Raw genomic sequence first — 26,528 nt, forward strand, 5'->3', positions numbered from 1 at the left:
CCCACCTCGCCGCAGAGGTGACCAGGAGAGGACGTACGCGTGACGATCGATGACACGACACCTACAGGAAACGGACGCGACTCGAAGGGTGGACGCCGTTTCGGCGTCGATGGGGGACAGTCCCGCACGACCAGCAAAGGTGCCCTCGTCGATTCGCTGAACAACGGCGTTTCCTACGCAATCGCTTTCGGTGGACAGGGCGCTCCCTGGCTCACCTCGCTCGAGGAGCTCAGCCGTGACAACGGACTGGAGCCCGTTCTGACCGATCTGGTCAACGACGCAGCAGCACGCCTCGCGCCCGTCGCACAGGATCTCCTCGTGGTTCGCCCGGTCGGATTCGATCCGATCGCGTGGATGCTCGAAGCCGAGATCGTCGACGAAGAAGAAGGTGAGAAGTCGGCCGGGCCTTCCGCTGCCGCGCTTACCGCAGCTCCGGTGTCACTCCCCGGCGTCTTCCTCACGCAGCTTGCGGCGTTGCGTGCACTCTCCGCTCAGGGCCTGGATGTAGCCGGTAACCCGCCGGCTGCCGTCATCGGCCACTCGCAGGGCCTTCTGGCCACGGCTGCCGTAGCCGCGCAGGGCAACGACGACGGTGAACTCCTCGCCGTCGCACAGCTCGTCGGTGCTGCTGCCAGCTTGGTCGGCCGTCGCCGCGGCGTCATCGCCGGCGCCTCCGCGAAGCCGATGGTTGCGGTCTCGGGCGTCGATCCCGAGCGTCTCGCCGCCATCGTCGCCGAGCTTGCCGAGGGTGTGGCGCCTGAGCGCGCGGCTGTCCTCGCCATCCGCAACGGCCGTCGCCGCGTCGTTCTCGCCGGGCCGCCCGCTCAGCTGGCACGCGTGCAAGAGCGTTGTGAACAGATCGAAGCCGAGGAAGCCCGCGAGCGTGAGGGTAAGAAGCGTGGCGGTTCCGTCTTCGCGCCGTCCTTCGATCCGCTCGACACCGAAATCGGCTTCCATCACCCCGCATTGACCGAGGCCGTCGAACTCGTCGGCAGCTGGGCGACCCGTTGCGGTCTCGACGCGGACCGTGCGCGTGAACTTGCACAGGGTGTCCTCGTCGATCCGGTCGACTGGGTCGAGGCTGTCGACGGCGCAATCTCCGCCGGCGCCAAGTGGATTCTCGATCTCGGACCCAGCGATCAGCTGACCCGTATGACGTCCTCTTCGCTGCGTGGACAGGGCATCGGCATCATTGCCGCAGCCACCCGTGGCGGACACCGCAATCTGCTCACCCCCGGTGCAGCACCTGAGGTCTCACGTTCGTGGTCCGAGTTCGCGCCGAAGCCCGTTGCGCTTCCCGGCGGCCGTATCGGCGTCGAGACCGCGTTCACGAAGCTGACCGGTCGTTCACCCATCCTGCTCGCAGGTATGACGCCGACGACGGTCGACGCCAAGATCGTTGCCGCGGCAGCCAATGCCGGTCACTGGGCCGAGCTTGCCGGTGGCGGGCAGGTCACCGAAGAAATCTTCGAAGACCGTGTCGCAGAGCTGAAGATGCTGCTCGAGCCGGGCCGCGCGGTCCAGTTCAACTCCCTGTTCCTCGACCCGTACCTGTGGAAGCTGCAGCTCGGTGGCAAGCGCCTCGTGCAGCGTGCCCGTACCGCCGGTGCTCCCATCGACGGCGTCATCGTCACCGCCGGTATCCCGGAACTCGAAGAGGCTGTTGCCCTCATCGACGAGTTGTCCGAGATCGGCATCACCAACATTGCATTCAAGCCCGGCACCGTGGCGCAGATCCGCTCCGTGATCCGCATCGCCAACGAGGTTCCGAATTTCCCGGTCATCGTCCACATCGAAGGCGGCCGCGCCGGCGGACACCACTCGTGGGAAGACCTCGACGACCTGCTCCTCGACACGTACGCCGAGCTGCGTACACGTCCGAACCTGGTCATCTGCGTCGGTGGCGGCATCGGAACACCCGAGCGCGCAGCTGATTACCTGACCGGTCGCTGGTCCGCCGCAGCCGGTTTCCCGGCCATGCCCGTCGACGGCATCCTGGTCGGCACCGCAGCCATGGCGACTCTCGAGGCCACCACCTCTCCCGAGGTCAAGCAGCTCCTCGTCGACACACCCGGTACGCCGGACTGGGTCGGTGCAGGTACCGCTGAAGGCGGAATGGCCTCCGGCCGTAGCCAGCTCGGTGCCGACATCCACGAGATCGACAACGCGGCTTCGCGTACCGGGCGCCTCCTCGACGAGGTTGCCGGCGATTCCGAGGCAGTGGCCGAGCGCCGCGACGAGATCATCGCCGCCCTCGACGTCACCGCAAAGCCGTACTTCGGCGACGTCGAGACCATGACGTACGCACAGTGGCTGCGCCGCTACCTCGAGCTGACCGTCGGCATCGACGCGGCGAAGGAATTCGACTGCGGCGCCGATCTTCAGGACGCCATCGTCGAGGCGACGTCGAGCCCGTGGCTCGACATCACCTGGCGTGCTCGCTTCGGCGAGATGCTCCAGCGCACCGAGGCGCGTCTGCACCCGGTCGACCGCGGCCCGATCCCCACACTGTTCGCTGACGCCGAGACCCTCGAGCGCCCCGAGGCTGCGATCTGCGCACTGCAGGCGTCGTACCCGGACTACTCGACCACCGTTCTGCATCCCGCAGACGTCTCGTTCTTCATCTCGTTGTGCAAGACGCCGGGCAAGCCGGTCAACTTCGTTCCCGTCGTCGACGGTGACGTGCGTCGTTGGTGGCGCAGCGACTCCCTGTGGCAGGCACACGACCCCCGCTACACCGCCGATCAGGTTTGCGTCATCCCCGGCACCGTTGCCGTCGCCGGCATCACCCGTGTCGACGAGCCGGTCGGTGACCTGCTCGATCGCTTCGAGAAGGCGACCTACGACGAATTGGTTGCTGCCGGAACCACTCCGGTTGCACTCGCGAGCCGTCGCCACCAGGATTCCGCACCCGGACTTCTCGACGCCGTTCTCTCGGCTCCTGACCTCCAGTGGGCCGGCCGCCTGACCCAGAACCCCGTCCGTCGTCTCGGCGACCTCGACGAGTGGAGTGCAGAGTCTGCCGACAAGGCAGTTCACGGCACCACCGGTTCCAGTCTGACCGTCGTCGATTCCTCGCACGTGCTGCTTTCGGTTCCGTTGGTGGCAGGCAAGTCCGTCGACATCACGATCACGATCCCCGAGTCCGTCGTCGACGGCGGCGCTCCGGTTGTCACCGAGGCAGACGCCGAAGATGCGATGTCCGCGCTGCTGGCAGTTGCTGCCGGACAGGAACTTCCGACAGTCAAGAACGGCAAGGCCCGCCTCAACGTCGCGTGGGTTCCCGATCGAATCGCCGATCACGCCGGTGTCACCGGTTCTGGTCTGCCCGCCACGCTCAGTGTCAGCGGCAAGGCTGTTCCGGACGTCGTCGTCGGAGCATGCTGGCCCGCCGTCTTCGCCGTCCTCGGCGCAGCCAAGCTGGACAGTCTTTCCGTTATCGAAGGCATGCTCGACCTGGTCCACCTCGACCACACCGTCCACTTCGTCGGTGAACTTCCCTCCGAGACAAGCATTCTCGTGGTCAATGCCGAGGTCGCCTCGGTTCTCGACACCGACCTCGGTCGTGTCGTCGAGGTCAAGGTCGAGGTCGGTGCCATGCTCGGCGAGGGCCTCGACGCCCCCGCAGTCGTCACCATGACCGAGCGTTTCGCGATCCGCGGACGCACCGGTGCAGGCGAACTCGCCGACCCGGCTCGCGCCGGTGGATCGATCAGCGATGCGGCTGTCGACACCTCGCGTCGTCGTCGCCGTGACGCGAAGATCCTCGCTCCGGTCAGCATGGGCGCCTTCGCTCAGGTTTCCGGTGACCACAACCCGATTCACACCTCCGACAACGCCGCTCTGCTGGCCGGCCTCGGAACCCCGATCGTGCACGGCATGTGGCTCTCCGCCGCAGCGCAGCAGGTAGTCACCGCAGTCGACCCGGCCGAGACCCGCGTCCCGCCGCGCCGCCTGACCGCCTGGACCGCTCGCTTCCTCGGGATGGTTCGACCCGGCGCCGAGATCGACGTCCGTGTCGATCGTGTCGGTATCGACCAGGGCGCGGAAATCGTCGAGGTCGGCTGCCGCATCGACGGTGAACTGGTCATGGTCGCCACCGGCCGCACCGCCGCGCCGAAGACCGTCTACGCCTTCCCCGGCCAGGGCATTCAGCGCCCGGGCATGGGCCTCGACGCTCGCGCACGCTCCAAGGCCGCCCGCGACGTCTGGGAGCGCGCGGACAAGCACACTCGTAAGGCACTCGGATTCTCGATTCTCGCTGTCGTGCGCGACAACCCGGTGACCGTCAAGGCCCGTGGTGTCGAGCACAGGCATCCCGACGGTGTCCTGCACCTGACCCAGTTCACCCAGGTCGCCATGGCCGTTCTCGGTGTTGCCCAGGTTGCCGAGCTGCGCGAGTCCGGAACCTTCATCGAGGATTCGCTTCTGGCCGGTCACTCGGTCGGTGAGTACAACGCACTCGCCGCTGTCGCCGAGGTCTTCCCGCTCGAAGCGCTTCTCGAGGTCGTCTTCCAGCGTGGCTCGGCCATGCACCAGCTCGTTCCCCGCGACGAAGCCGGACGCTCCGACTACCGCATGGCCGCTATCCGCCCGTCGCAGATCGGTGTTTCCGACGACGACGTGCAGGGCTTCGTCGCCGGTGTCGCCGAGTCTTCCGGTGAGTTCCTCGAAATCGTCAACCTGAACCTGCGCGGCAGCCAGTACGCCATTGCCGGCTCGGTAGCCGGTCTCGACGCACTCGAGGTCGAAATCGACCGTCGCCGAGCAGAATTCGGTGGCAAGCGGGCATACATCCAGGTTCCCGGCATCGACGTGCCGTTCCACTCCACCGTCCTTCGCGGTGGCGTGGCGGACTTCCGCGTGTGCCTGCAGGACTTGCTCCCGCACGACATCGATCCGGACATCCTGATCGGCCGCTACATCCCGAACCTGGTTCCGAAGCCGTTCTCGCTGCGTCGTGACTTCGTTCAGGAAATCGCCGACCTGGTGCCGTCCGAGCCGCTGCAGGAAGTCCTCGCAGACTTCGACAGCTACGCAACGCGCACTCACGAGTTGTCCCGCATCATCCTGATCGAGCTGCTGGCTTGGCAGTTCGCCAGCCCGGTCCGTTGGATCGAGACGCAGGACCTGCTCTTCGGTGACGAGTCCGAAGGAGGGCTCGGGGTCGAACGCTTCGTCGAGATCGGTCTCGGCGCTGCCCCGACCGTCGCGAACCTCGCGTCGCAGACCCTCAAGCTGCCGGGCCGCTTCGGCTACCCGGTCGAGGTTCTCAACGTCGAGCGCGAAGCTGCGATCGTCTACGGCACCGACGTCGACCCCGCTGTCGATGACGACGACGAGATCGAAGCGCCTGCCGCGCAGGCTGCTCCGGCCGCCGCGGCCGCTGCTCCGGTTGCCGCTGCCGCGCCGGCTGCACCTTCGGGTGGACCGCGTCCGGACGACCTCACCTTCAAGGCGCCCGACGCCACGAAGGTCCTGATCAGCCTGTGGACCAAGCTCCGTCCCGATCAGGTCGGCCCCGCGGACACGATCGAGGCACTGTGCGACGGCGTTTCCTCGCGTCGCAACCAGCTTCTGGTCGACCTCGGCTCCGAGCTCTCCCTCGGTGCCATCGACGGGGCCGCAGACGCCGACATGGGCTCCCTGGGGGCAACCGTCGACAAGCTCGCCCGTACGTACAAGCCGTTCGGACCGGTGCTCTCCGATTCGATCAACGATCACCTGCGCAAGGTCTTCGGCCCCTCGGGCAAGCGTCCCGGCTACATCGCCGACCGCGTCAAGAAGGTCTGGGAACTGGGCGACGGCTGGGCACACCACGTCACCGCAGCAGTGGCTCTCGGTACTCGTGACGGCGCCAGCATCCGCGGCGGCGACCTCGGTGGCCTGAGCTCCGGCGCACTGGCCGACGCGGCAGCAGTGGACGCAGTCATCGACAGCGCAGTTGCCTCGGTCGGGTCTGCTCGTGGAGTCAGCGTCTCGTTGCCGGCTACCGGCGGCGGAAGCGGCGGAACTGTCGACGCAGCCGCTCTGGGTGAGTTCACCGAGAACATCACCGGTCGCAACGGCGTTCTGGCCTCGGCCGCACGCCTGGTGCTCGAGCAGCTCGGACTGAACGAAGAAACAGCAGTCGCGACGGTCGAGGACACCGAACTGGTCGACCTGGTCTCGGCTGAACTCGGCTCCGACTGGCCGCGTCTGGTTGCTCCGGCATTCGACGCGCAGAAGGCAGTGCTGCTCGACGACCGCTGGGCAAGTGCGCGTGAGGATCTCGCTCGCATTTGGCTCGGTGACACCGCGTTGTCGGTCGAGAACTTCATCGGTGCCGGCTCCACCGTCGCCGCACAGGCGAAGTGGTGGGCCACCCGTGCAACCGACGAAGGCCGCACCCCACTCGCCGAGGTCTACACCCGCATCGCTGATGCGGCTGCTGCGGCAGAATCCGACGCACCCGAGTGGGCAGGCGAGGTCGCAGTAGTGACGGGCGCCAGCAAGGGTTCCATCGCGGCAGCAGTCACGGGCAAGCTCCTTGCCGGTGGCGCAACGGTATTCGTGACCACCTCGCGGCTCGACGGTCAGCGTCTCGGCTTCTACCGCGACCTGTACCGCGAGAACGCTCGCGCCGGTGCAGCCCTCTGGGTGGTTCCCGCGAACATGGCGTCGTACACCGACGTCGACGCACTGATCGACTGGATCGGCAACGAAGCCACCGAGAACGCAGGCGGCGCAAAGAAGCTCATCAAGCCGGCCATGACGCCGACGATGCTCTTCCCGTTCGCAGCTCCCCGTGTCGGCGGCGAACTCTCCGACGCCGGCGCTCGCGCCGAAATGGAAATGCGCGTGCTGCTCTGGTCGGTGGAGCGCCTCATCGGCGGTTTGTCGAAGATCGGTTACGACAGCGACGTCGACACGCACCTGCACGTGGTGCTGCCCGGTTCGCCGAACCGCGGAACGTTCGGCGGCGACGGTGCTTACGGCGAGGCCAAGGCTTCGCTGATCGCCGTGGTCAATCGCTGGAAGGCCGAGCGCAACTGGGCCGAGCGGGTCACGTTGGCACATGCGGTCATCGGTTGGGTTCGCGGAACCGGACTCATGGGTCACAACGATCCGATCGTCGACGCAGTCGAAGCTGCGGGCGTCCGCACCTGGTCCACCCAGGAGATGGCGACCGAACTGCTGAAGACGGCAACCCGCGAGTCGCGGCGCGCTGCTGCCGAGGCTCCGCTCGAGGTCGACCTGACCGGTGGGCTCGCCGAGGCGAACCTCGACCTCGCCGCACTGGCCAAGGAAGCTGCCGAGGTGGCCGAGATCGCCGAGGCTGTCGACGAAGCAGTGGACGAGTCCAGCATCCTGGCGCTGCCCGCGCCGGCTCGCATCGACGACTCGGTCAAGGCTCCGAGCTGGCCCGAACTGGACGTCACCCCCGCGGACCTCGTGGTCATCGTGGGTGCCGGAGAGCTCGGACCCTACGGTTCCTCGCGTACCCGCTTCGAGATGGAGGTCGACGAGCAGCTCTCTGCCGCAGGCGTTCTCGAATTGGCGTGGAACACCGGACTCATCGTCTGGGAGAACGATCCCAAGCCGGGCTGGTACGACGTCGAATCCGGTGACCTGGTACCCGAGGCGGAAATCGCCGACAAGTACCACGACGCAGTCGTCGAGCGTTGCGGCATCCGTCGCTACGTCGACGAGGGCGCGATGATCGACAACACCGCTCCGCTGCTCACCTCCGTGTTCCTGGACAAGGATCTGAGCTTCGTGGTCGGCAGTGAGGCAGAGGCTCAGGCCTTCGTCGAATCCGATCCGGAGAACACGACGTCGACGGTTTCCGCCGAGTCCGGCGACTGGACGGTCACCCGCCGCGCAGGCACCGAGATCCGCGTCCCGCGCAAGATGAAGCTGACTCGTAGTGTGGGCGGTCAGATTCCGACCAACTTCGACGTCACCAAGTGGGGCATCCCCGCCGACATGGCAGATTCGGTCGACCGCGTCGGCCTCTGGAACATCGTCGCAACGGTGGACGCCTTCCTCACCGGCGGCTTCACTCCGAGCGAACTGCTCCGCTGGGTACACCCGAGCCTGGTCGCCAACACGCAGGGCACCGGCATGGGCGGCATGACCTCCATGAGGAGCCTGTACATCGACACGCTGCTCGGCGAGAACCGTCCGAACGACATCCTGCAGGAAGCGCTGCCGAACGTCATTGCAGCGCACGTCGTTCAGTCGTACGTCGGCGGTTACGGCGCGATGGTTCACCCCGTCGCCGCCTGCGCCACGGCAGCGGTATCCGTCGAAGAAGGCGTCGACAAGATCCGACTCGGCAAGGCGCAGTTGGTTGTTGCCGGCGGGTTCGACGATCTGAGCACGGAAGGCATCATCGGCTTCGGCGACATGTCGGCCACTGCCAAGACCGAGGACATGCATGCCAAGGGCATCGAGGATCGCCGCTTCTCGCGGGCCAACGATCGTCGCCGCGGCGGATTCGTCGAGTCGGCCGGTGGCGGAACGATTCTCCTCGCTCGCGGTGACCTGGCACTCGAGATGGGTCTTCCCGTCCTCGGTGTGGTCGCCTGGGCCGGATCGTTCGCCGACGGTGTCCACACCTCGATCCCGGCACCGGGACTCGGAGCGCTGGGCGCCGGACGTGGGGGAGCGGATTCGCAGCTCGCACTCTCGCTCAACGCACTCGGCGTGAGCGCCGACGACATCGCCGTGATCTCCAAGCACGACACCTCCACTGCCGCCAACGATCCCAACGAGGCAGAGCTGCACGAGCGCCTCGCCGGGGCATTGGGACGCAGTGAAGGTGCGCCCATGTTCGTGGTCTCGCAGAAGAGCCTGACCGGTCACGCCAAGGGTGGTGCCGCAGCCTTCCAGCTGATCGGGCTCTGCCAGGTACTGAGCCAGGGCATCGTCCCGCCGAACCGCAGCCTCGACTGCGTCGACGACAAGATGGCCGAGTTCGAGCACCTCGTGTGGGCACGTCAGCCGCTCAAGTTCGGTGAGCATCTTCCGCTGCGCGCGGGCCTGCTGACCAGCCTCGGCTTCGGTCACGTCTCCGGACTGATCGCAGTCGTGCACCCGCAGGCATTCGTCGAGTCGGTTCCGGCCGACAAGCGTGACGCCTATGTTGCTGCGGCCCAGCAGCGGACGATCGACGGTCAGCGTCGCCTCGCGAAGGCGATGTGCGGTGGCGACAGCCTCTACGAGCGCCCGGCGGATCGTCGCCTCGGTGCCGACGGAACGCCGGCCAAGGCGTCGCGTCAGCTCGAAGCGGACATGCTGCTGAGCGAGGACGCACGACTCGGCGCAGACCAGGTGTACCGCTCGAATCTGCCCGGCTGCAAGTAGTAGTCACGATATGGGAGTTCTGGGTATCGGTTTCGACCTCGTGACGGTGTCGGAGTTCGCCGAGCAATTGAACAGGCCGGGAACGGCAATGCTCGACAACTTCACACCGGGCGAGCGTCGAGACGCCGCTACCCGGAGCTCCGAACCGGCACGACATTTCGCCGCCCGGTGGGCTGCGAAGGAAGCAGTGATCAAGGCATGGTCAACTGCTCTCTTCGCCGGCCCACCGGTGCTGGGGGAAATGATCCACAATCAGATCGAGGTCGTCTCGGACGCCTGGGGGCGCCCCGGCATCCGGCTTCGCGGTGACGTGGCCAAACACCTGACCGGAGTGAAGATTCATATCTCGCTCACGCACGACGGGGACATGGCGGGCGCTTTCGCGGTCATCGAATCCGACCCGGAGTAGCGCTGCCGGACACGAAAGAGCCGGTCTCCCAAGGGGAGACCGGCTCTTTGTCGTTCGACTAGTCCTTCGTGCGGGATTCCTTCTCGGCGACGAGGAGATACGCGATCATCAACCTTTTCAGTTCGGCGACGGCGTCGGCATGCGACTGGCCGTCCTGAACCGAGAAATTGAGCATCGAATACACCACGTGGACAAGAACTTCCGCCATCATCAGGCGACGATCTCGCCGCGTACGAGGCGTCAACGGGCCGAGCATTTTCGCTACGGTCTCGGCGAACTGCTTTTCGTGAATGACTCCGGTTGCCCGCGTGGACGGCGTCGACTGCATCGCCAGCCAGACCTCGCGGCGCGACGGATCAGACGTCCACAGCCCGGCCATGTGATCGACGAAACTGTTCAGGAACCGCAACCAGTCGAGCGAGGGTACTTCGCCGCCGAACTGAGCAAGCTCGTGCTGGACCCCGACGAGGTCCTGGCGGTTCAATTCGCACACGATGACGTACTTGTTCGCGAAGAACTGGTAAAGCGTCCCAATCGGGACGTCAGCACGTGCCGCGACTTCTTCACAGGTGAACGATTCGAAACCGACATCGGTGAGGAGTTCCCGTGACGCAGCCAGGAGTGCGTCGAATTTACGCTGGCTGCGCTCTTGCGTCGGACGCTTGCGCGGCAGCAGTTCCTGCGGTTCTTCGAGGCTCTGGGGATTCTCCAGTGCTGGGTCGACTCGTCGCCGCGCGCGGTGACGAGTCGTGGGCTGCACGTCTTCCAGGCTATCGGTGTTTTCTGTCGAATTTGGGACTTGTGCATTATCCGGTGTCATCGGCCACCTACTTCGGCGGTCGTGATCGGTCGAAACGCACCGCGCAGGTGCGCGCACACGAGTCCCGATGCTGTTGCCACACCTCGATACTAGGTGACCAACTGTCCAGTAGCCGAAGAGGTTGCTGCGCGGTGTGGCGCAACGGCGATCCTGGCGCCTGCCTACGTCCGATTCGGGCAGACTGAGATTCTTCGGGCACACCGAGATTCGATGCCGAGGAGAGGGAGACGATGACGGAAGAACTGCGAACCGCGGTAAGTGAACTCATGCCGCGTGCCCGTGAGGATCTGAGTGCACTTGTGGCGATGAAGTCCGTTGCCGATGCACGGCAGTACCCGCCGGAAGAATGCGCGGCCGCTGCGCATTGGGTCCTGGAGGCATTCCGGGCTCAGGGTTTCGCCGATATCGAGGCGATCGAGACCTCCGACGGTTCGGCCGCGGTTGTCGGGCGTCGACCAGGCCCGGGCGGTGCTCCGACCGTTCTGCTGTACTGCCACTACGACGTTCAGCCGCCCGGAAACGAAGAGCTCTGGGGCTCCCCGCCTTTCACGCTCACCGAGCGCGACGGACGGTGGTACGGACGGGGCGCTTCCGACTGCAAGGGCAACGTCGTCATGCATCTGACAGCTCTGCGAGCGCTCGCCGCAGCCGGTGTGGATCCGAGCGTCCACCTGACGCTCGTCGCCGAAGGATCCGAGGAGATGGGCACTGGCGGTCTCGAGGATCTGGTGCGAGAGCGGCCCGAACTTTTTGCAGCCGACATGATCCTGATCGCCGATACCGGCAACACCGAAGTCGGGGAGCCGACGATCACGACGTCATTGCGCGGGATCGCGAACGTTGTGGTCCACGTGTCGACGCTCGAGGGTGAGATTCACTCCGGTGTCTTCGGTGGACCGGCGCCCGATGCGATCACCGCGCTGGTGCACATACTCTCGACGCTGCACGACAGCGCCGGAAACACCACTGTCGAAGGCTTGACCAACGACCAGGAATGGGCGGGTGTCAGTTATGACGGCGATCAGTTCCGCTCCGACGCCGGGGTGCTCGAAGGGGTGCAGCTGACTGGTTCCGGTTCCGTCGCCGAGCAGGTGTGGGCTCGTCCGGCGCTGACCATCCTGGGTATCGACTGCCCGCCGGTCGTGGGCTCGGCGGCGGCGATCACGCCCCGCGCGTCGGCGCGCCTGAATCTTCGTGTCCCGCCTGGCACGGATCCGGCGCAGGCACAGAAGTTGTTGACGGACCACCTCCGCGCGGCGGCGCCGTGGGGCGTCCACATCGAGGTCGTTCCGGAATCGACGGGATCGCCGTTCTCGTCCTCGACGGAGGGTGCAGGTTTCGCGCAGCTGAAGTCCGCGCTCACCGATGCCTACGGCCGCGAAGTCGGATTTGCCGGCCAAGGGGGATCGATACCGCTGTGCAGTGCACTGGCCGAGCAGTTCCCCGACGCGGAGATCGCGTTGATCGGCGTCGAGGAACCGCAATGCCGCATTCATGCGCCCGACGAAAGCGTCGACCCGTCGGAGATCGAGAATCTCGCTTTCGCGGAGGCTCTGTTCTTGAGCCGGTACGGGAGTTAGACCGACAGATCGCGTCGTAGCTTGGCGACGTGGCCGGTGGCCCGGACGTTGTACTGGGCCACCTCGATCTTGCCTTCCTCGTCGACGAGGAACGTCGAGCGGATGACGCCCTGGACGGTCTTGCCGTACATCTTCTTCTCACCGAACGCGCCCCAGGCTTCGAGCGTCGCCTTCTCGGGATCGGAGAGCAGCGGGAAGGTCAACTCTTCGGTATCGCGGAACTTCGCGAGTTTTGCGGGCTTGTCCGGCGAGATTCCGATGACTTCGAGGCCGGCGCCGTTCAGCTCGGCGAGGCTGTCACGGAAGTCGCAGGCCTGCTTGGTGCACCCCGGGGTGCTGGCCGCCGGGTAGAAGTACACGATGACCTTGCGGCCGCGGTAATCGTGAAGGGAAACCTCGTTGCCATCGGCGTCTGGGAGCGTGAAATCCGGCGCGACGTCGCCGGCGGACAATCTACTGTTCTCGGTCACGGGAATCGAGGTTAGTCGAGAAATTGCGCGGCAGGTGGGCGCGAGGGCATTCTGCTCCTCTACGGTAGAGCGAAGTGTCGGCGCGCTGCGTCCGCACAGCAGACCCGCACACAGAGCAGCAGAACACAGACAAGTTGGAGGACACGTGCCCAGGGACACCGAGAGCATCGAACGCGAGATCGAGAAGGCGCGTAACCAGCTCGCGAGCACACTCGACGAACTGACGGTCCGCACCAACCCGAAGCGGCTGGTCGAGAACACCAAGAAGACGGTGCTCGCCAAGCTCAACGAGCCGGCAGTGAAGTACGCGCTGATCGCAGTCGGTTCAGTGGTGGGAATACTCGTGGTCCGGAAGATCATTCGCTGACCCGAGTTGTCGAAGACAGAACATGAAGAAGGCCCCCACCTGGTGAGGTGGGGGCCTTCTTGCAAGTGCGCCCACAGGGACTCGAACCCCGGACCCAGTGATTAAGAGTCACTTGCTCTACCAACTGAGCTATAGGCGCTCGCTCTTGCGAGACAGAACATTAGCCGACAGGCTCAGGAGTTTGCAAAACGCGTGTTCATCGTGGTGACGATGGTTACATCGCTTCCGGAAGTCACGAGTGTGGAGGGTGCGAATCCGGCCAGCGGACGGTGCTTTCCAACTGCTGTGCGACGGCGAGAATGGTCGGTTCACCACCGCTGCGCCCGACCAGTTGGACGCTCAGGGGGAGTCCGCGTTCGGAGAACCCGGCGGGCACAGCGGCCGCCGGGTTGCCGCAGACATTCCAGATCGAACAGTAGGCGGCGATCGGCAACGCCTTGCGGACTGCTGACAGAAGGCCGGTTCCTTCGAGTTGTCCGATCGGGCGTGGCAGCGCGGGCGTGGTCGGCATCAGGACCAGGTCGAAGGTGTCGAAGACCTGGTTGACCGTCGCTGCGATTCGCTCACCTTTGCGGTAAGCGAATTTCCCGACGCGCGCGGGAGCGGCTATCCGGCCGATCGACGCGAGTGCTCGTGTGCGCTTCTCGAGTAACGCTGGATGATCGACGCGCAGTGCTTCGTCGCGGACGCCGCCGAGCACCTGGGGGAGAAATGCTGCAGTTGCGTCCGGGTACTCGGGATCGTGCTCTTCGACGTGATGTCCCAACGCGCTCAACATCTCTGCGATCGAATGCACCGCGGCAACGACCTCCGGGGACGGGCGGACGCCCCGGACCGGACTCCGGGTGGACACTGCAATGCGAAGCGGCCCGGGCGCCGACGCGGCTGACTCGGCAAAGCTGGTGCGGAGCGTTTCGGCTGTGTAGTCGTCGATCCCGGTGGTACCGGTTATCACGTCGTACACGAGCGCGCTGTCCTCGACGGAACGAGTGAGAGGGCCTAGCGTGCCGAGTCCGCGCCAGAGGTTTCGGTTCGGCGCGGTGCTCACCCGACCGCGCTGCGGTTTGAGTCCGAACAACCCGCAGAACGCCGAAGGCAGTCGGATGGAACCGCCGCCGTCGCCGCCGATTGCCGCTGCGACCATGCCCGACGCGACGGCCGACGCAGATCCTCCGCTCGATCCGCCCGTGGATACGCCGGTGTCCCAAGGGTTTCTGGTGTAGCCGTTTGCAGCAGTCTCCGTGAAGGGCCAGATGCCGAACTCGGGCATCGTCGTCTTGCCGACGATCACCGCGCCGGCCTCGCGCAACCGCCGGACGACCTCTGAATCGGCCGATGCGATGCGCGTTGCTGCCGCACCGCCGTACGTCGTGGGCGTTCCGGCGACGTCGTTCTCGTCTTTGATCGCGATCGGGACTCCGTGCAGTGGGCCCAGGCTGTGGCCGTCGGCCTGGCGCTGATCGAGACGTGTCGCTTCGTCGAGCGCTTCGTCTGCGAGAACTCGCACAAAAGCATTGAGCGTCGAATCGAGGCGTTCGATACGGCGAAGTGTGTTCTCGGTGAGCTCGCGGGCCGATATTTCTCCGGACCGGATCAGAGCGGCCTGACCCGCCACACCGGCAAATGCCAGCTCGCTGCCCGGTGTGGTTTCGCGCTCGGTCATCAATCCTCCAGGCCGTGGTTCCGATAACTGTGAAGTCTATTCACCACAACCTGTTCACCACGACACAAAGAAAAATCCCCACCTTCCGAAGAAGGTGGGGACCTTTGCAAGTGCGCCCACAGGGACTCGAACCCCGGACCCAGTGATTAAGAGTCACTTGCTCTACCAACTGAGCTATAGGCGCTCGCTCTTGCGAGACAGAACATTAGCCGAATCGCCGGTTCGGGAGCAAATCGCCAGGTGGAGGCGTCACCGCTGTAGTCCGATCGGAGGAAATCCGCTGAAAGCGGTAACAAAACGGACGGTTCGGAGCGATTGATACTTGAACGTTACTGACGGCGTGGCCTTTCATGACCGTTGGTAACGAGCGCGCCTGGCATCATTGGTGCAGCGCAGTCATACCGCAAGTCCCACTTGCCTTCCGGTAAGTGGGATTCGCATGTGACGCGGAAGTTAGTCGGAGAAATTGTGAAGCGGAGTCGAACGATGAGTCGTCAAAGGTGGGGTCTGTCCGTGCGCGGGGGGAACGGTCGAGCGTCGAAGGGCGCGGCGATGATCGCGGCGTCTCTCGGTGCTCTCGTTCTGATGACCGCGTGCACGTCGGGCGGCAAGGACGTCAGTACCGAAGGGTCGGCGCCGATCGATTCCAATCCGCTCACCGAACTCATCAAGCCGAAGCTCACCTCGACCGCTGCCGACGGCGCTGTCGGCTTCTCGCCGGGCGACCCGGTCAAGATCAACGTCGCTGACGGCGCTCTGTCCGACGTGACGATGGTCAATCAGGACGGCAAGGCAGTTGCCGGCGCGATTGCTGCCGACGGTGCGTCGTGGACCACCACCGAGCCACTCGGCTACAACCGCAAGTACAAAATCGAGGCCCGCGCATTCGGATTGGGTGGCGCAAGTACGACGGTCACGTCCTTCACCACCAGCGCACCCGGCAACGTCACCAAGCCGTATGTCTTGCCCAACGAGGGTGACGTGGTCGGCATCGGTCAGCCCATCGCGGTGCAGTTCGACGAGAACATCCCCGATCGCAAGGCTGCCGAAGCTGCGATCACCGTCACCACGACTCCGGCCGTCGAAGGTGCGTTCTACTGGGTCAACAATCGTGAGGTCCGTTGGCGTCCGGAGAACTACTGGGCACCGGGCACCAAGGTCGACGTGAGCGTCAACGTGTACGGGCGCAATCTCGGCAAGGGAGTCTTCGGGCAGGAAGACGCGAAGAGTTCCTTCACCATCGGTGATGCCGTCATCGCCACGGCGGACGACAACACCAAGCAGGTCACTTTCCAGGTCAACGGTGAGACCGTCATGACCATGCCCACCTCCATGGGCAAGGACAGCACTCCCACCGACAACGGCGTCTACATCATCGGTGACCGCTTCGCGAACATGATCATGGACTCGTCCACGTACGGCGTCCCGGTCACCTCGGCGCAGGGTTACAAGACCCCCGTCGACTGGGCGACCCGAATGTCCTACAGCGGCATCTTCTTCCACTCGGCGCCGTGGTCGGTCGGGCAGCAGGGCTACTCCAACACCAGTCACGGCTGCCTCAACCTGAGCCCGTCCAACGCCAAGTGGGTCTACGACAACACCAAGCGTGGGGACATCGTCGTCGTCAAGAACACCGTCGGCGGCACTCTCTCCGGCACCGACGGCCTCGGTGACTGGAACATCCCCTGGAGCGTCTGGAAGACCGGCAACGCGGACGTCTGAGTTCGTCCCTGAAGCCTTGAACGGCAGAATGCCCCCGACCGTCCGGTTGGGGGCATTCTGCATCTGTCACCTTTTACGAGCGAAAGTGCCTCTCGGTCTATCTGAGGCGACGGGAGGTACGTTCGCTCGGTGTCAGCGTCGACCGAACGCGTCCACTCCGGTCATCTCAGCGGACAGTGCCCACAATCTGCGTGCGTCGGCGGGATCGGTAGCCCAAGGTTTCACTCCGCCGACGCTCATGTCATCGGTCTGCGCGACGTCCGCGATGTTGCAGTCCTGGAGATACGCGCCGGAGTGATCGGCGAGTATCGGTGCCGTCGCTGCCCACACCGTTGTAGCGGCGCCCTGGGAGGGAGTCTTGAACCCCGGCACGGCGTCGCCATTCGACGTCGTCCATCCGAGATCGTGTTTCTCCGATGCAGAGAAGTGACGTTGAAGGGGAGTGAGGATGCTCCCGGGATGGACGGAGAACGCACTGATACCGCGTGAAGCACCGGAGCTCGCCAGCTGTACAGCGAATAGAGCATTTGCAGTCTTGGCTTGACCGTACGCAAGCCAGCGGTCGTAACCGTTGCGGAAATGTATGTCATCCCAACGCACTCCCGACAGAAAATGTCCCGCCGACGAGACCGCTACTACGCGAGAGCCGTTTGCGGGCATGGCTGGCACAAGCAGGTTCACCAGTACAAAGTGCCCGAGGTGATTGATCGCGAATTGTGATTCCCAGCCGGAGCCGACACGGAGTTCCGGGCAGGCCATGACCCCCGCATTGCAGATGATGATGTCCGGAGTGATCCGGGATTCGAGAATTTCTCGCGCACACGATCTGACACTGCTCGGGTCCGACAGGTCGCACGCTCGCACTTCGATACCCGGAAGGTCGGCCACCGCGCTCCGTGCCTGTTCTGGTCGGCGGGCAAGAACTACAACTCGCGCGCCGACCGAAGAAAGTGACTGCGAAACCTCATATCCGAGTCCGGAGTACCCGCCGGTGACCAAAACCGTAGTGCCTGTTAAACCTTGTCCGGCAAGTACGTCGTCGGCAGTGGAGACTCGGGAGTATCCGGTGTTGATTTTGCGCTGGATGGAATTCATGGCTGCGACCGTAAAATCTGGAGTGCACTCCAGGTCAAGGAAAGGTCGCCAGGCAATGCGCGAACTGTCAATCGGTGACGTCGCTGTCCAGACCGGAATCAGTATCGATTCCCTTCGATACTTCGAACGTGAGGAATTGCTCGTTCACGAGGTGGCGCGCTCGGCAGGTGGGCGTCGGGTGTACTCCGAAAGCGATGTCTCTTGGTTGAAGCTGTGCAATCGCTTCCGAGACTCGGGTATGCCGATCGCCACGATCCGCGAATTCGCCGCTCTCGTCAGGTCAGGTCCAGGAAACGAGAAGGAGCGGCTTTCACTTTTGCAGTCGCATGAGGAGTTGATTCGATCCAGGATCGCTGCGATGCAGGAAAACCTGAACGTCATCCACGACAAGGTTTCGGCGTACGAGCGACATGTTCGCGAGGGGACCGTCGCAGGTGTCTGGGAGCCGCAACCGTCGCCCGAGTGATTTCGGGTGGGTGATTTGCGGCGTTCCGGCCACCCCGATGTGAGCGAAAGTGGCTTTCGGTCTATCTGAGGCGACGAGAGGTACGTTCGCTCGGCCCGGGCACGGGTTGCTCGGGAGCGCGCGATTTGTCGCGGTCGCCACCCCACCCACTTCGGGTGAACGTATCGCTGCCCCCGTCAGAGAAGGGGAGCGATACGTTCACCCGGCTGTGGAAGGGGAGATTGGGGCTGGCGCACAAACCAAAAGAACCCCCGAAAATGTCTTTCGACATCTTCGGGGGTTCCGCTTGGGTGAGCGACGGGACTCGAACCCGCGACAGCCAGGATCACAACCTGGTGCTCTACCAACTGAACTACGCCCACCATTGCCTCGGCCACCGGTTTGACCCGGCTGCTTTGACGAAAGAGATACTAGCGCGAAAGTCGGTCAGGAAGCCAATCGGCAGGTCAGGCGGGACCCAAGCCCTCTACGACGGCTGCAATCTCCGCGCTCGACGGTCCGGGCGCCGCGACGAATGCAGTGCCGCGGTAGTACTTGAGTTCGCGGATGGATTCCTTGATGTCGGCGAGTGCCCGGTGGGCGAGACCTTTTTCGGGCTGGCCGAAGTAGATTCGCGGGTACCAGCGGCGGGAGAGTTCTTTGATGGAGCTGACGTCGATCATCCGGTAGTGCAGGTATGTGTCCAGCGCCGTCATGTCCCGCGAGATGAATCCGCGGTCGGTGGCGATGGAATTACCCGCCAAGGGAGCCGTACCGGCGACGGGAACGTGCTTGCGGATGTACGCGAGCACCTCTTTCTCCGCCTCGGCGAGGGTGACCGTCGACTTACGAACCTCTTCGGTCAGTCCCGACTTTGCGTGCATCTTCTTCACGACGTCGGGCATTGCAGCCAACGCGTCGTCGTCGGCGTGGATGACGATGTCCACACCTTCGCCCAAGATGTTCAAGTCGCTGTCGGTCACCAGAGCCGCAATCTCGATGAGTTTGTCCGACTCGAGTCGCAGCCCGGTCATTTCACAATCGATCCATACCAATTTGTCCTGCACCAGGAACACAGTAGTGCGCGCGGGAGCGGGATAAGGTCTGCGGTGGAAACTCGACGTGTGTGAGACGGCGTTCGGGTGATGACAAGAACTTCGCCGCATTGCAACGAGGAGGGCTTTTCGATGACCGTGGATCCGAAGGACGGAGCCGCGCCGCCGACGCCGGCGGAGAAGGCGAAAGCTGCCAAGGCTGCCGCTGCCGAAGCCGCTCGGATTGCAGCTGAAGCCGCTGCAGCAGCTGAGGAAGCCGAGAAGGAAGCGGCTGCCGCCGAGGCCGAAGCATCGGCCGGAGCCACCCCCGCTGCTCAAGTGCCCTCGGGTGCTGCCGCTGAAATCGCGGCGGGCTATTCATCCGAGGGGCGGGCACTCGAGCTCGGCTCGGTGGTGATCGACGGGGTGGCAGATCCCACCGCACGGGTGCGGATTCCGTTGGCGACGATCAACCGTCACGGTCTGATCGCCGGTGCGACGGGTACCGGCAAGACCAAGACGTTGCAGGGCATCGCCGAGCAGCTGTCCGCCGCGGGTGTGCCGGTTGTGATGGCCGACGTCAAGGGCGATCTCTCGGGTCTGTCGAAGGCGGGGGATCCGAGCGAGAAGATGAAGTCTCGCGCAGTCGAGACGGGCGACGATTCGTGGACTCCCGCTGGGATGCCAGTCGAGTTCTTGTCGTTGGGTACCGACGGAATCGGTATCCCGGTGCGCGCGACGATCACCAGTTTCGGGCCGATCCTGCTCAGTAAAGTGTTGGGCCTCAACGAGACCCAGGAGTCGACTCTAGGGCTGATCTTCCACTGGGCCGACACTCAGGGCCTGGCCCTGCTGGACCTCAAGGATCTGCGTTCGGTCATCGCCCACCTGACGAGCGCTGAGGGCAAAGCGGATCTGAAGGGTATCGGCGGAGTTTCCTCCGCGACGGCGGGAGTGATTCTGCGCGCGTTGGTCAACCTCGAAGCCGACGGCGGCGACACCTTCTTCGGTGAACCGGAACTCGAAACCGAGGATCTGCTGCGTGTCGTCGGCGGTGCCGGTGTGATCACGCTGTTCGAACTCGGTGCCCAGGCGGCGCGCCCGGCAATGTTCTCCACCTTCCTGATGTGGGTGCTCGCGGACCTGTTCCAGACGCTGCCCGAAGAGGGAGATCTGGACAAGCCGAAGCTCGTGTTCATCTTCGACGAGGCGCACCTTCTGTTCGCGGACGCGTCGAAGGCCTTCCTGCAGCAGGTGGAACAGACGGTCAAGCTCATTCGTTCCAAGGGCGTCGGGGTGTTCTTCTGCACGCAACTTCCGACCGACATTCCGAATTCGGTGCTGTCACAGTTGGGTGCGCGGGTTCAGCACGCCCTGCGTGCCTTCACGCCCGACGATCAGAAAGCCCTCAACAAGACCGTCCGCACGTACCCGAAGACCGAGCACTACGACCTGGAAAAGGCACTGACTTCACTCGGCATCGGTGAAGCCATCGTGACCGTACTCTCGGAGAAGGGTGCGCCGACGCCGGTGGCCTGGACCAAGATTCGTCCTCCGAGGTCGCTGATGGACACCGTCGGCAACGACGCGATCAAGGCGGCCGCGTTGTCGAGTCCCCTGAATCAGAAGTACGGCCAGACCATCGACCGCGAGTCGGCGTACGAGAAGCTGACGGCCAAGGTGGCCGGTGCTCCGACAGCGGATCAGTCCCTGGATCTTCCGTCGCTGCCCGATCTGCCGCCACCGTCGCCGGCCGAGCCGGAGGGCCCCAACATCGCCGAGCAGATCTTGGGCAACTCGGCTGTCAAGAGTTTCCTGCGCTCGGCGGCTTCGGCTGCGGGACGCGAGATTTCGCGAAACATCTTCGGCACCGGTAGTCGCCGCAGGCGCTGAGGCTCAGGCGCCCGCGAGGTCAGATGCCGACCTCGCGGGCCAGCAGGTCGTTGATCGATTCGCGCCTGATCAACGGCCGCGCAATCCCGCCCAGCACGGCGACGACCGGCGGCCGGCCGACGCTGTTGTAGGTGGAGGCCATGCTGTGGTGGTATGCACCCGTACACGGCACTGCCAACAGGTCACCTTCATGTAGGTCGGCGGGAAGCCTTGCTCCGACGGCAATTTCGTCGCCTGATTCGCAGTGTCGCCCGGCGACGGTGACTTCCTGGAGCGGTGCGCGCGAATGTCGGTTCACCAGTTCGACGTCGTAGTGGCTGTCGTACAACGACACCCGAGGGTTGTCGCTCATCCCGCCGTCGACGGAGACGAAGGTTCGTCCCCCGCTGATCGACTTGATGTTCTGTACGCGATAGAGCGTGACTCCGGCCCGCGCAGCGATCGCTCGGCCAGGCTCGAGCACGATTTCGGGGCGAGGGAAGCGGTTTCGGGTGCACGCGTCGTCGAGAGTTTCGTCGATGACGTGAGCGAGGCGGGTCAGATCCAATTGGGCATCTCCCGGCACGTAGGCGATCCCATGGCCACCGCCGAGATCGAGTTCGGTGAGGATGATTCGATGCGTGCGTCGTATGTCGTCCATCTGTGCGATCATCGTCTCGATCGCGGGGCGGAAGAGTTCGGGATCGGTGATCTGGGAGCCGAGATGGCAATGCAGGCCGATGAGCTGCAGGTGCGTCGCGTTGGCGACGACGGATACCGTATGTTCCAGTTCTTCGGAAAACGCTGGTAGGCCGAACTTTTGGTCCACGATGCCCGTGGACACTGCCTTGTGTCCGTGTATGTCGATGCCGGGTGTGACTCTGACCAACACCTTCTGTCGGTGGGTGCACACCGACGCGAGCCGTACCGCTTCGCTGGGGGAGTCGAGGACGATCCGGCCGACACCCGCGTTGACCGCCGCCCTCAGTTCGGAAACCGATTTGGCATTGCCGTGCAGGATGATTCGGTTGGGGTCCACGCCCGCGGCAAGCGCGACGGCGAGTTCACCGGCGGAACAGACATCCACCCCGAGTCCCTCGTCGGAGACCCAGGTAGCCATCGCTCGAATCATCAGTGCCTTGCCGGCGTACACGATCTCCGAGTCGGGGAAGATCTCTCGATACGTGCGGCAGCGGTGCCGCACGTCCGCCTCGTCGACGACGTACGTCGGTGTGCCGTACTGGTCCGCGATCTCTTCGAGGGAGACGTCGCCGATGCAGACACGCCCGCTGTGGTCGTGGCGAGTACTGATGGGCCACAACGCAGGATCCATACGCGGTGTCATTGCGCCGCGTAGGGAGGGGAAGATTTCGAGTAGCGTCACGTCGATCTCCTGAAGGTGACCCGCCGTGTTGCGGGCTACCTTCAGATCTACTCCCGAAGATCACCGGTGGGGCGGATCTTGACGCTTACTTGACGCGCCGCCGAACGAGGTTGACGCGGCCCTGACGTCCTCGACTTACTGTGCTCGCCGGCGCCTCCATCCGAACCAACCGAGCACCGCGAGCAATGCCACCGCGGCGCCTCCGCCGATGACCGTCGATCGGTCGGCGGACACACCAACGGACGGAGTTCCGCCGGCACTCGGGGCGTAACCGGCGCCGTACACGGACTCGACCGCCGCTTGGATGTCGAACCCGGTTTCGGTAGCCGGCCCGCAGCTGTGCCCCTCGTGCTCGGCGTCGACGTCGTACGGCGCAGAAACGAACATCAGCTGCTCGGTGCCGAGCACGTAGCTTGTGCCACAACCGTTCCCGTTCGCGAGTGTCCCCACCGACGTCACCGATGCCAGATCGCCTTTGTAGACCCGGCTGACGTCGAACAGGTAGGTGTCCTCGAATCCGTCCGAAGTTTTCTCCGTTGGAGTCCCGAGGAAAACGGTGCTGGAGACGCTCACGGCTTCTTCCGGGGTAGCCGATGATGCGCACGAACATGCATTCGCTGCCGTGGGCAGCAGTAAGGGCAACCCTCCGGTCAAAAGAAGGATTGCCCCGACTGCCAGTGGTCTTCGCATCGCCATTAACCGACTATATGGTCTGCTATGGCCTGCTCTGAGAAGTTTGAGTGAATCAGCCGCCGAGCTTCTTGTAGAACGTGCCCACGATCGGCGCAACGACGGCACGCGGGCTGTAACCGCCCGCGACGGACATCGCCTTGCTCAAGATGCCCGGTACGACGCGCATCTTGTTCTCGGCCAGGCCGTCGAGCGAGACCTTGGCGGTGTACTCGCTCGAGATCCAGAAGAAGTCCGGGACGAGCTTGTCGACGATCGACGCTTCGGCCGGGTCCGGGGTTTCGGTGCGTACGGGGCCTGGGGCGAGCAGGGTGACGTTCACTCCGGTGCCCTTGAGTTCACCTCGCAACGATTCCGCGAAGGTGTTCACGAACGCCTTGGTGGCGGCGTACGTCGCGTTGTTGGGGATCGGCATGTTTCCGGCCGCGGACCCGACCATCAGGATGGCTCCGGACTTGCGCGCGAGCATGCCCGGCAGCACGGCCAGCGTGAGATCGTGCACTGCAACGGCGTTGAGCTCGACCTGGTCGCGCTCGTATGCCGGGTCCAGCTCGGCGATCGGCCCGAAGGTGGCGATACCGGCGTTGTTGCACAGGATGCTGATGTCGCGGCCACCGAGTTCCTCGACCAGAACGGCACGCGCCGCGCTGTCGGAGAGGTCCGATGCACGGACCTCCACCTCGACGCCGTGCGCGGCACGAAGCTTCTCGGCGAGGACCTCCATGACCTCGCCGCGACGGGCAACGAGGATCAGGGAGTGTCCGCGTGATGCCAGATCAGCGGCCAGTGCCTCTCCGATGCCGGAGGAGGCGCCGGTCACTACGGCGCGGGCTGTGGTTGTGGGTGTCGGCAGGCTCACGATCAGTCAGCGTAGCCGGTCAGATCTTCGCGGCCAGTCGTGTGCCCTGTTCGATGGCACGCTTGGCGTCGAGTTCGCCAGCGACATCCGCGCCGCCGATGATGTGGGTCACCACACCCGCGACGGTCAGTTCGTCCACGAGATCGCGAACCGACTCCTGCCCGGCGCAGATGACGATGGTGTCGACCTCGAGAAGTCGGGGCTTCTCGTGCTTCTCACCGAAGGTGATATGCAGGCCGGCGTCGTCGATGCGCTCGTAGTTGACGCCCGAGAGCTCGTGGACGCCCTTGTTCTTGAGGGCCGCCCGGTGGACCCAGCCGGTGGTCTTCGCGAGGCCGGCGCCGATGCGTCCTGGCTTGCGTTGGAGGAGGTAGACCTCCCGCTCGGAGAGCTCTGGTACCGGAGTGGTGAGAGCGCCCGGGGCCATTTCGGGTTCGGTGACGCCCCATTCCTGCTTCCACTCCTTGAGATGAAGAGTGGGGGAAGTGGGGTGCGTGAGGAATTCGCTCACGTCGACGCCGATGCCGCCGGCACCGATGACGGCGACGGACTTGCCGACGGGCTTGCCCTCTCGGACGACCTCGGCGTAGGTCAGCACCTTCGGGTTCTCGATGCCGGGGATCTTGGGAACCCGCGGCGTCACGCCGGTGGCAACCACGACTTCGTCGAAGGAGCCGATGAGATCTGCCGGTGCGACGCGGGTTTCGAGCTTGACCGTCACTCCAGCCACGTCCAGCATGCGGGTGTAGTAGCGAATGGTTTCGGCGAACTCTTCCTTACCCGGAATGAGCTGTGCGATCCCGAACTGTCCGCCGATCTTGTCCGAGGCCTCGAACAACGTGACCGAATGACCACGCTGAGCAAGATTGAGTGCTGCGGAAAGTCCGGCAGGACCGGCGCCGACGACGGCGAGATTCTTGGTCCGCCGAGTGGGGGAGAGGGTTAGCGTGGTCTCACGGCCCGCGCGCGGATTGAGCAGGCAGGAGACCTGCTTGTGAACGAAGGCGTGGTCGAGGCAGGCTTGGTTGCAGGCGATGCACGTGTTGATCTCGTCGGACGCTCCGCGCTCGGCCTTGTTCACCCAGTCGGGATCGGCAAGCATCGGCCTGGCCATCGAAATCAATTGTGCGTCACCGCGGTTGAGGATCTCTTCGGCAGTCTCGGGCATGTTGATCCGATTCGAGGCGGCTACCGGAATGTCGACGTGCTTCTCGAGTTTGCCGGTGATGTCGACGAAGGCTGCTCGGGGAACCGAGGTGACGATGGTGGGCACCCGTGACTCGTGCCACCCGATGTCGGTGTTGATGATCGTGGCGCCGGCAGCTTCGACTTCCTTTGCCAACGAGACGATTTCATCCCAGGTCTGACCGCCCTCGACCAGGTCTGCCATCGACAACCGGAACACGATGATGAAGTTCGGGCCGACGGCCTTGCGTGTGCGTCGCACGATTTCGACTGCCATGCGTCGACGGTTCTCGGAACTGCCGCCCCACTGGTCGGTGCGCTTGTTCGTGCGCTCGCAGAGGAACTGGTTGATGAAGTAGCCCTCACCGCCCATGATTTCGACGCCGTCGTAACCCGCGGACTTGGCCAGACGCGCGCAGCGAACGTAGTTCCGGATCTGCCAACGCACCCCACGGCCGGTCAGCTTGCGCGGACGGAACGGATTGATGGGCGCCTTGATCGACGACGCGGAGACACTGAACGGCTGGTAGCTGTAGCGGCCGGCGTGCAGGATCTGCATGGCGATCTTTCCACCCGCGTCGTGAACCGCCTTGGTGATCCGGCGGTGACGGCGCGCTTCGATGCGGTTGGTCAGCTTGGCGCCGAAGGGCAAGAGCCAACCGGTGCGGTTGGGCGCGTAGCCGCCGGTGATGATCAAGCCGACTCCGCCACGGGCACGTTCGGCGAAGTACTCGGCCAAGCGGTCGGTGTCCTTCGCGCGATCTTCGAGGCCGGTGTGGATCGATCCCATGACGACGCGGTTCTTCAGCGTCGTGAATCCGAGGTCGAGCGGTTCGAGCAGACGGGGAAACTGTGTATCCGTCATGACTGAAGATGTCCTTCCGTGGCGTACTCGCCAGTGTCTTCGGTGGCGTACTCGCCGGTGTCTTCGGTGGCGTACTCGCCAGTGGGCAATGCGTCCAGAACTTCCTGGCACCAGTCGGTGAATCCTTCCTCGACGCGGATGCCGCCGCGAAGTACGAGGTACTGGTGCAGTGAAGAGCCGGAAAGCGCTGCTGGATTGGGGAAGTCACGCTTTTCGATGAGTCGGTAGACGTCGAGGCGGGCGGCGTGGCCGTCGCGGTGGCGAGCGACTTCGCGTCGTAGAGCGGGGAGATCGGCGTGCGCAGCGGCCCTGATCTTGATGGCCAATTCGTTGCGCAGGTGGTTCGGTTCGGACGGCTCTGCGATCCATCGGGTCAGTTCGGCGCGGCCGGCATCGCTGACGCGGTACATCTTCTTGTCCGGTCGGCCGTCCTGCGCGATGGCCTCCACCTCCACCCAGCCTGCCTCGTCCATTCGCTTGAGGACTCGGTAGATCTGCTGGTGCGTCGCGCTGTGGAAGAAGCCGATCGACTTGTCGAACCGGCGTGTGAGGTCGTATCCCGACGCATCCTGTTCGGACAGGGAGACGAGCAACGCATGTTCGAGTGCCATGGAAAAAGTATCTATGCACTCAGGTGCGTATGCAACTAAGTGCGTACTAACTCGGGTGCATAGAGCGTCTTGTATGTCGACTTCGGAGAGAGGCGCCGAGTCGCCC

At 64.4% G+C, this 26,528-nt stretch carries 17 protein-coding genes and 3 tRNA genes; 7 read left to right on the plus strand and 13 right to left on the minus strand.

The window, feature by feature from the left end:
- The first annotated feature begins 39 nt into the window (after nucleotides 1-39).
- Both PCS43_RS16250 and acpS read left to right on the plus strand, forming a co-directional pair.
- Nucleotides 40-9,351, plus strand: coding sequence for a type I polyketide synthase (locus PCS43_RS16250; protein ID WP_209909168.1), 9,312 nt, complete (start codon nucleotides 40-42; stop codon nucleotides 9,349-9,351).
- A 10-nt stretch (nucleotides 9,352-9,361) separates the two neighbouring features.
- Nucleotides 9,362-9,760, plus strand: a complete 399-nt coding sequence (gene acpS / locus PCS43_RS16255; RefSeq protein WP_003945362.1) for a holo-ACP synthase AcpS — start codon at nucleotides 9,362-9,364, stop codon at nucleotides 9,758-9,760.
- 58 nt (nucleotides 9,761-9,818) lie between these two features.
- On the opposite strand, the gene PCS43_RS16260 is transcribed toward acpS, so the two are convergent.
- Nucleotides 9,819-10,520: a TetR family transcriptional regulator gene (locus PCS43_RS16260; RefSeq protein ID WP_003945379.1), complete on the minus strand. Its 702-nt coding sequence runs from the start codon at nucleotides 10,518-10,520 to the stop codon at nucleotides 9,819-9,821.
- Nucleotides 10,521-10,810: 290 nt separating this feature from the next.
- On the opposite strand from PCS43_RS16260, the gene PCS43_RS16265 reads away from it, so the two are divergent.
- Nucleotides 10,811-12,160 (plus strand): dipeptidase, encoded by a 1,350-nt coding sequence (locus tag PCS43_RS16265; protein WP_073513296.1) that lies wholly within the window; start codon nucleotides 10,811-10,813, stop codon nucleotides 12,158-12,160.
- On the opposite strand, the gene bcp is transcribed toward PCS43_RS16265, so the two are convergent.
- The gene (gene bcp, locus PCS43_RS16270) at nucleotides 12,157-12,630 is read right to left on the minus strand and encodes a thioredoxin-dependent thiol peroxidase (RefSeq protein ID WP_007733290.1); all 474 of its coding nucleotides are present in this window, start codon (nucleotides 12,628-12,630) and stop codon (nucleotides 12,157-12,159) included. The genes PCS43_RS16265 and bcp overlap by 4 nt on opposite strands.
- 145 nt (nucleotides 12,631-12,775) lie before the next feature.
- Here bcp and PCS43_RS16275 point away from each other — a divergent pair, with 145 nt between their 5' ends.
- Nucleotides 12,776-12,997, plus strand: a complete 222-nt coding sequence (locus PCS43_RS16275; RefSeq protein WP_007733292.1) for a DUF3618 domain-containing protein — start codon at nucleotides 12,776-12,778, stop codon at nucleotides 12,995-12,997.
- A gap of 66 nt (nucleotides 12,998-13,063) precedes the next feature.
- On the opposite strand, the gene PCS43_RS16280 is transcribed toward PCS43_RS16275, so the two are convergent.
- The 3 genes from PCS43_RS16280 to PCS43_RS16290 all read right to left on the minus strand — a co-directional run bounded on the left by PCS43_RS16280 (nucleotide 13,064) and on the right by PCS43_RS16290 (nucleotide 14,844).
- Nucleotides 13,064-13,136 (minus strand) — tRNA-Lys (locus PCS43_RS16280).
- A gap of 93 nt (nucleotides 13,137-13,229) precedes the next feature.
- Nucleotides 13,230-14,660, minus strand: coding sequence for an amidase (locus tag PCS43_RS16285; RefSeq protein WP_204855887.1), 1,431 nt, complete (start codon nucleotides 14,658-14,660; stop codon nucleotides 13,230-13,232).
- A 111-nt stretch (nucleotides 14,661-14,771) separates the two neighbouring features.
- Nucleotides 14,772-14,844: transfer RNA gene (locus tag PCS43_RS16290), tRNA-Lys, on the minus strand.
- Nucleotides 14,845-15,212: 368 nt separating this feature from the next.
- Here PCS43_RS16290 and PCS43_RS16295 point away from each other — a divergent pair.
- Nucleotides 15,213-16,382 (plus strand): L,D-transpeptidase, encoded by a 1,170-nt coding sequence (locus PCS43_RS16295; protein ID WP_125052658.1) that lies wholly within the window; start codon nucleotides 15,213-15,215, stop codon nucleotides 16,380-16,382.
- A 132-nt stretch (nucleotides 16,383-16,514) separates the two neighbouring features.
- On the opposite strand, the gene PCS43_RS16300 is transcribed toward PCS43_RS16295, so the two are convergent.
- Nucleotides 16,515-17,477 carry an oxidoreductase gene (locus PCS43_RS16300; protein ID WP_073513295.1) on the minus strand — a complete coding sequence of 321 codons (963 nt, stop codon included), beginning with the start codon at nucleotides 17,475-17,477 and terminating at the stop codon, nucleotides 16,515-16,517.
- A 55-nt stretch (nucleotides 17,478-17,532) separates the two neighbouring features.
- Here PCS43_RS16300 and PCS43_RS16305 point away from each other — a divergent pair, with 55 nt between their 5' ends.
- Complete coding sequence (locus PCS43_RS16305; protein WP_064074826.1) at nucleotides 17,533-17,943, plus strand: MerR family transcriptional regulator; 411 nt, start codon at nucleotides 17,533-17,535, stop codon at nucleotides 17,941-17,943.
- A gap of 289 nt (nucleotides 17,944-18,232) precedes the next feature.
- Here PCS43_RS16305 and PCS43_RS16310 read toward each other — a convergent pair.
- Nucleotides 18,233-18,305 (minus strand) — tRNA-His (locus PCS43_RS16310).
- Nucleotides 18,306-18,389: 84 nt separating this feature from the next.
- Nucleotides 18,390-18,989, minus strand: a complete 600-nt coding sequence (gene orn / locus PCS43_RS16315) for an oligoribonuclease (RefSeq protein ID WP_024487359.1) — start codon at nucleotides 18,987-18,989, stop codon at nucleotides 18,390-18,392.
- Nucleotides 18,990-19,109: 120 nt separating this feature from the next.
- On the opposite strand from orn, the gene PCS43_RS16320 reads away from it, so the two are divergent.
- Nucleotides 19,110-20,849: a helicase HerA-like domain-containing protein gene (locus PCS43_RS16320; protein ID WP_209909166.1), complete on the plus strand. Its 1,740-nt coding sequence runs from the start codon at nucleotides 19,110-19,112 to the stop codon at nucleotides 20,847-20,849.
- A gap of 19 nt (nucleotides 20,850-20,868) precedes the next feature.
- On the opposite strand, the gene lysA is transcribed toward PCS43_RS16320, so the two are convergent.
- The 5 genes from lysA to PCS43_RS16345 form a co-directional block, all read right to left on the minus strand.
- Nucleotides 20,869-22,212, minus strand: a complete 1,344-nt coding sequence (gene lysA / locus PCS43_RS16325; RefSeq protein ID WP_047270266.1) for a diaminopimelate decarboxylase — start codon at nucleotides 22,210-22,212, stop codon at nucleotides 20,869-20,871.
- 135 nt (nucleotides 22,213-22,347) lie between these two features.
- Nucleotides 22,348-22,785 (minus strand): hypothetical protein, encoded by a 438-nt coding sequence (locus PCS43_RS16330; RefSeq protein ID WP_063316250.1) that lies wholly within the window; start codon nucleotides 22,783-22,785, stop codon nucleotides 22,348-22,350.
- A 172-nt stretch (nucleotides 22,786-22,957) separates the two neighbouring features.
- A complete protein-coding gene (cmrA, locus tag PCS43_RS16335) occupies nucleotides 22,958-23,761 on the minus strand; it encodes a mycolate reductase (RefSeq protein ID WP_019749133.1) in 804 nt (267 codons plus the stop codon).
- A gap of 19 nt (nucleotides 23,762-23,780) precedes the next feature.
- Nucleotides 23,781-25,811 carry an NADPH-dependent 2,4-dienoyl-CoA reductase gene (locus PCS43_RS16340; RefSeq protein ID WP_209909163.1) on the minus strand — a complete coding sequence of 677 codons (2,031 nt, stop codon included), beginning with the start codon at nucleotides 25,809-25,811 and terminating at the stop codon, nucleotides 23,781-23,783.
- The gene (locus PCS43_RS16345; protein WP_042923881.1) at nucleotides 25,808-26,422 is read right to left on the minus strand and encodes a PadR family transcriptional regulator; all 615 of its coding nucleotides are present in this window, start codon (nucleotides 26,420-26,422) and stop codon (nucleotides 25,808-25,810) included. Before PCS43_RS16345 ends, PCS43_RS16340 begins: the two co-directional genes overlap by 4 nt.
- Nucleotides 26,423-26,528 lie beyond the last annotated feature (106 nt).

It is taken from the genome of Rhodococcus sp. C-2, from assembly GCF_027854095.1.
GTDB lineage: Bacteria > Actinomycetota > Actinomycetes > Mycobacteriales > Mycobacteriaceae > Rhodococcus_F > Rhodococcus_F qingshengii.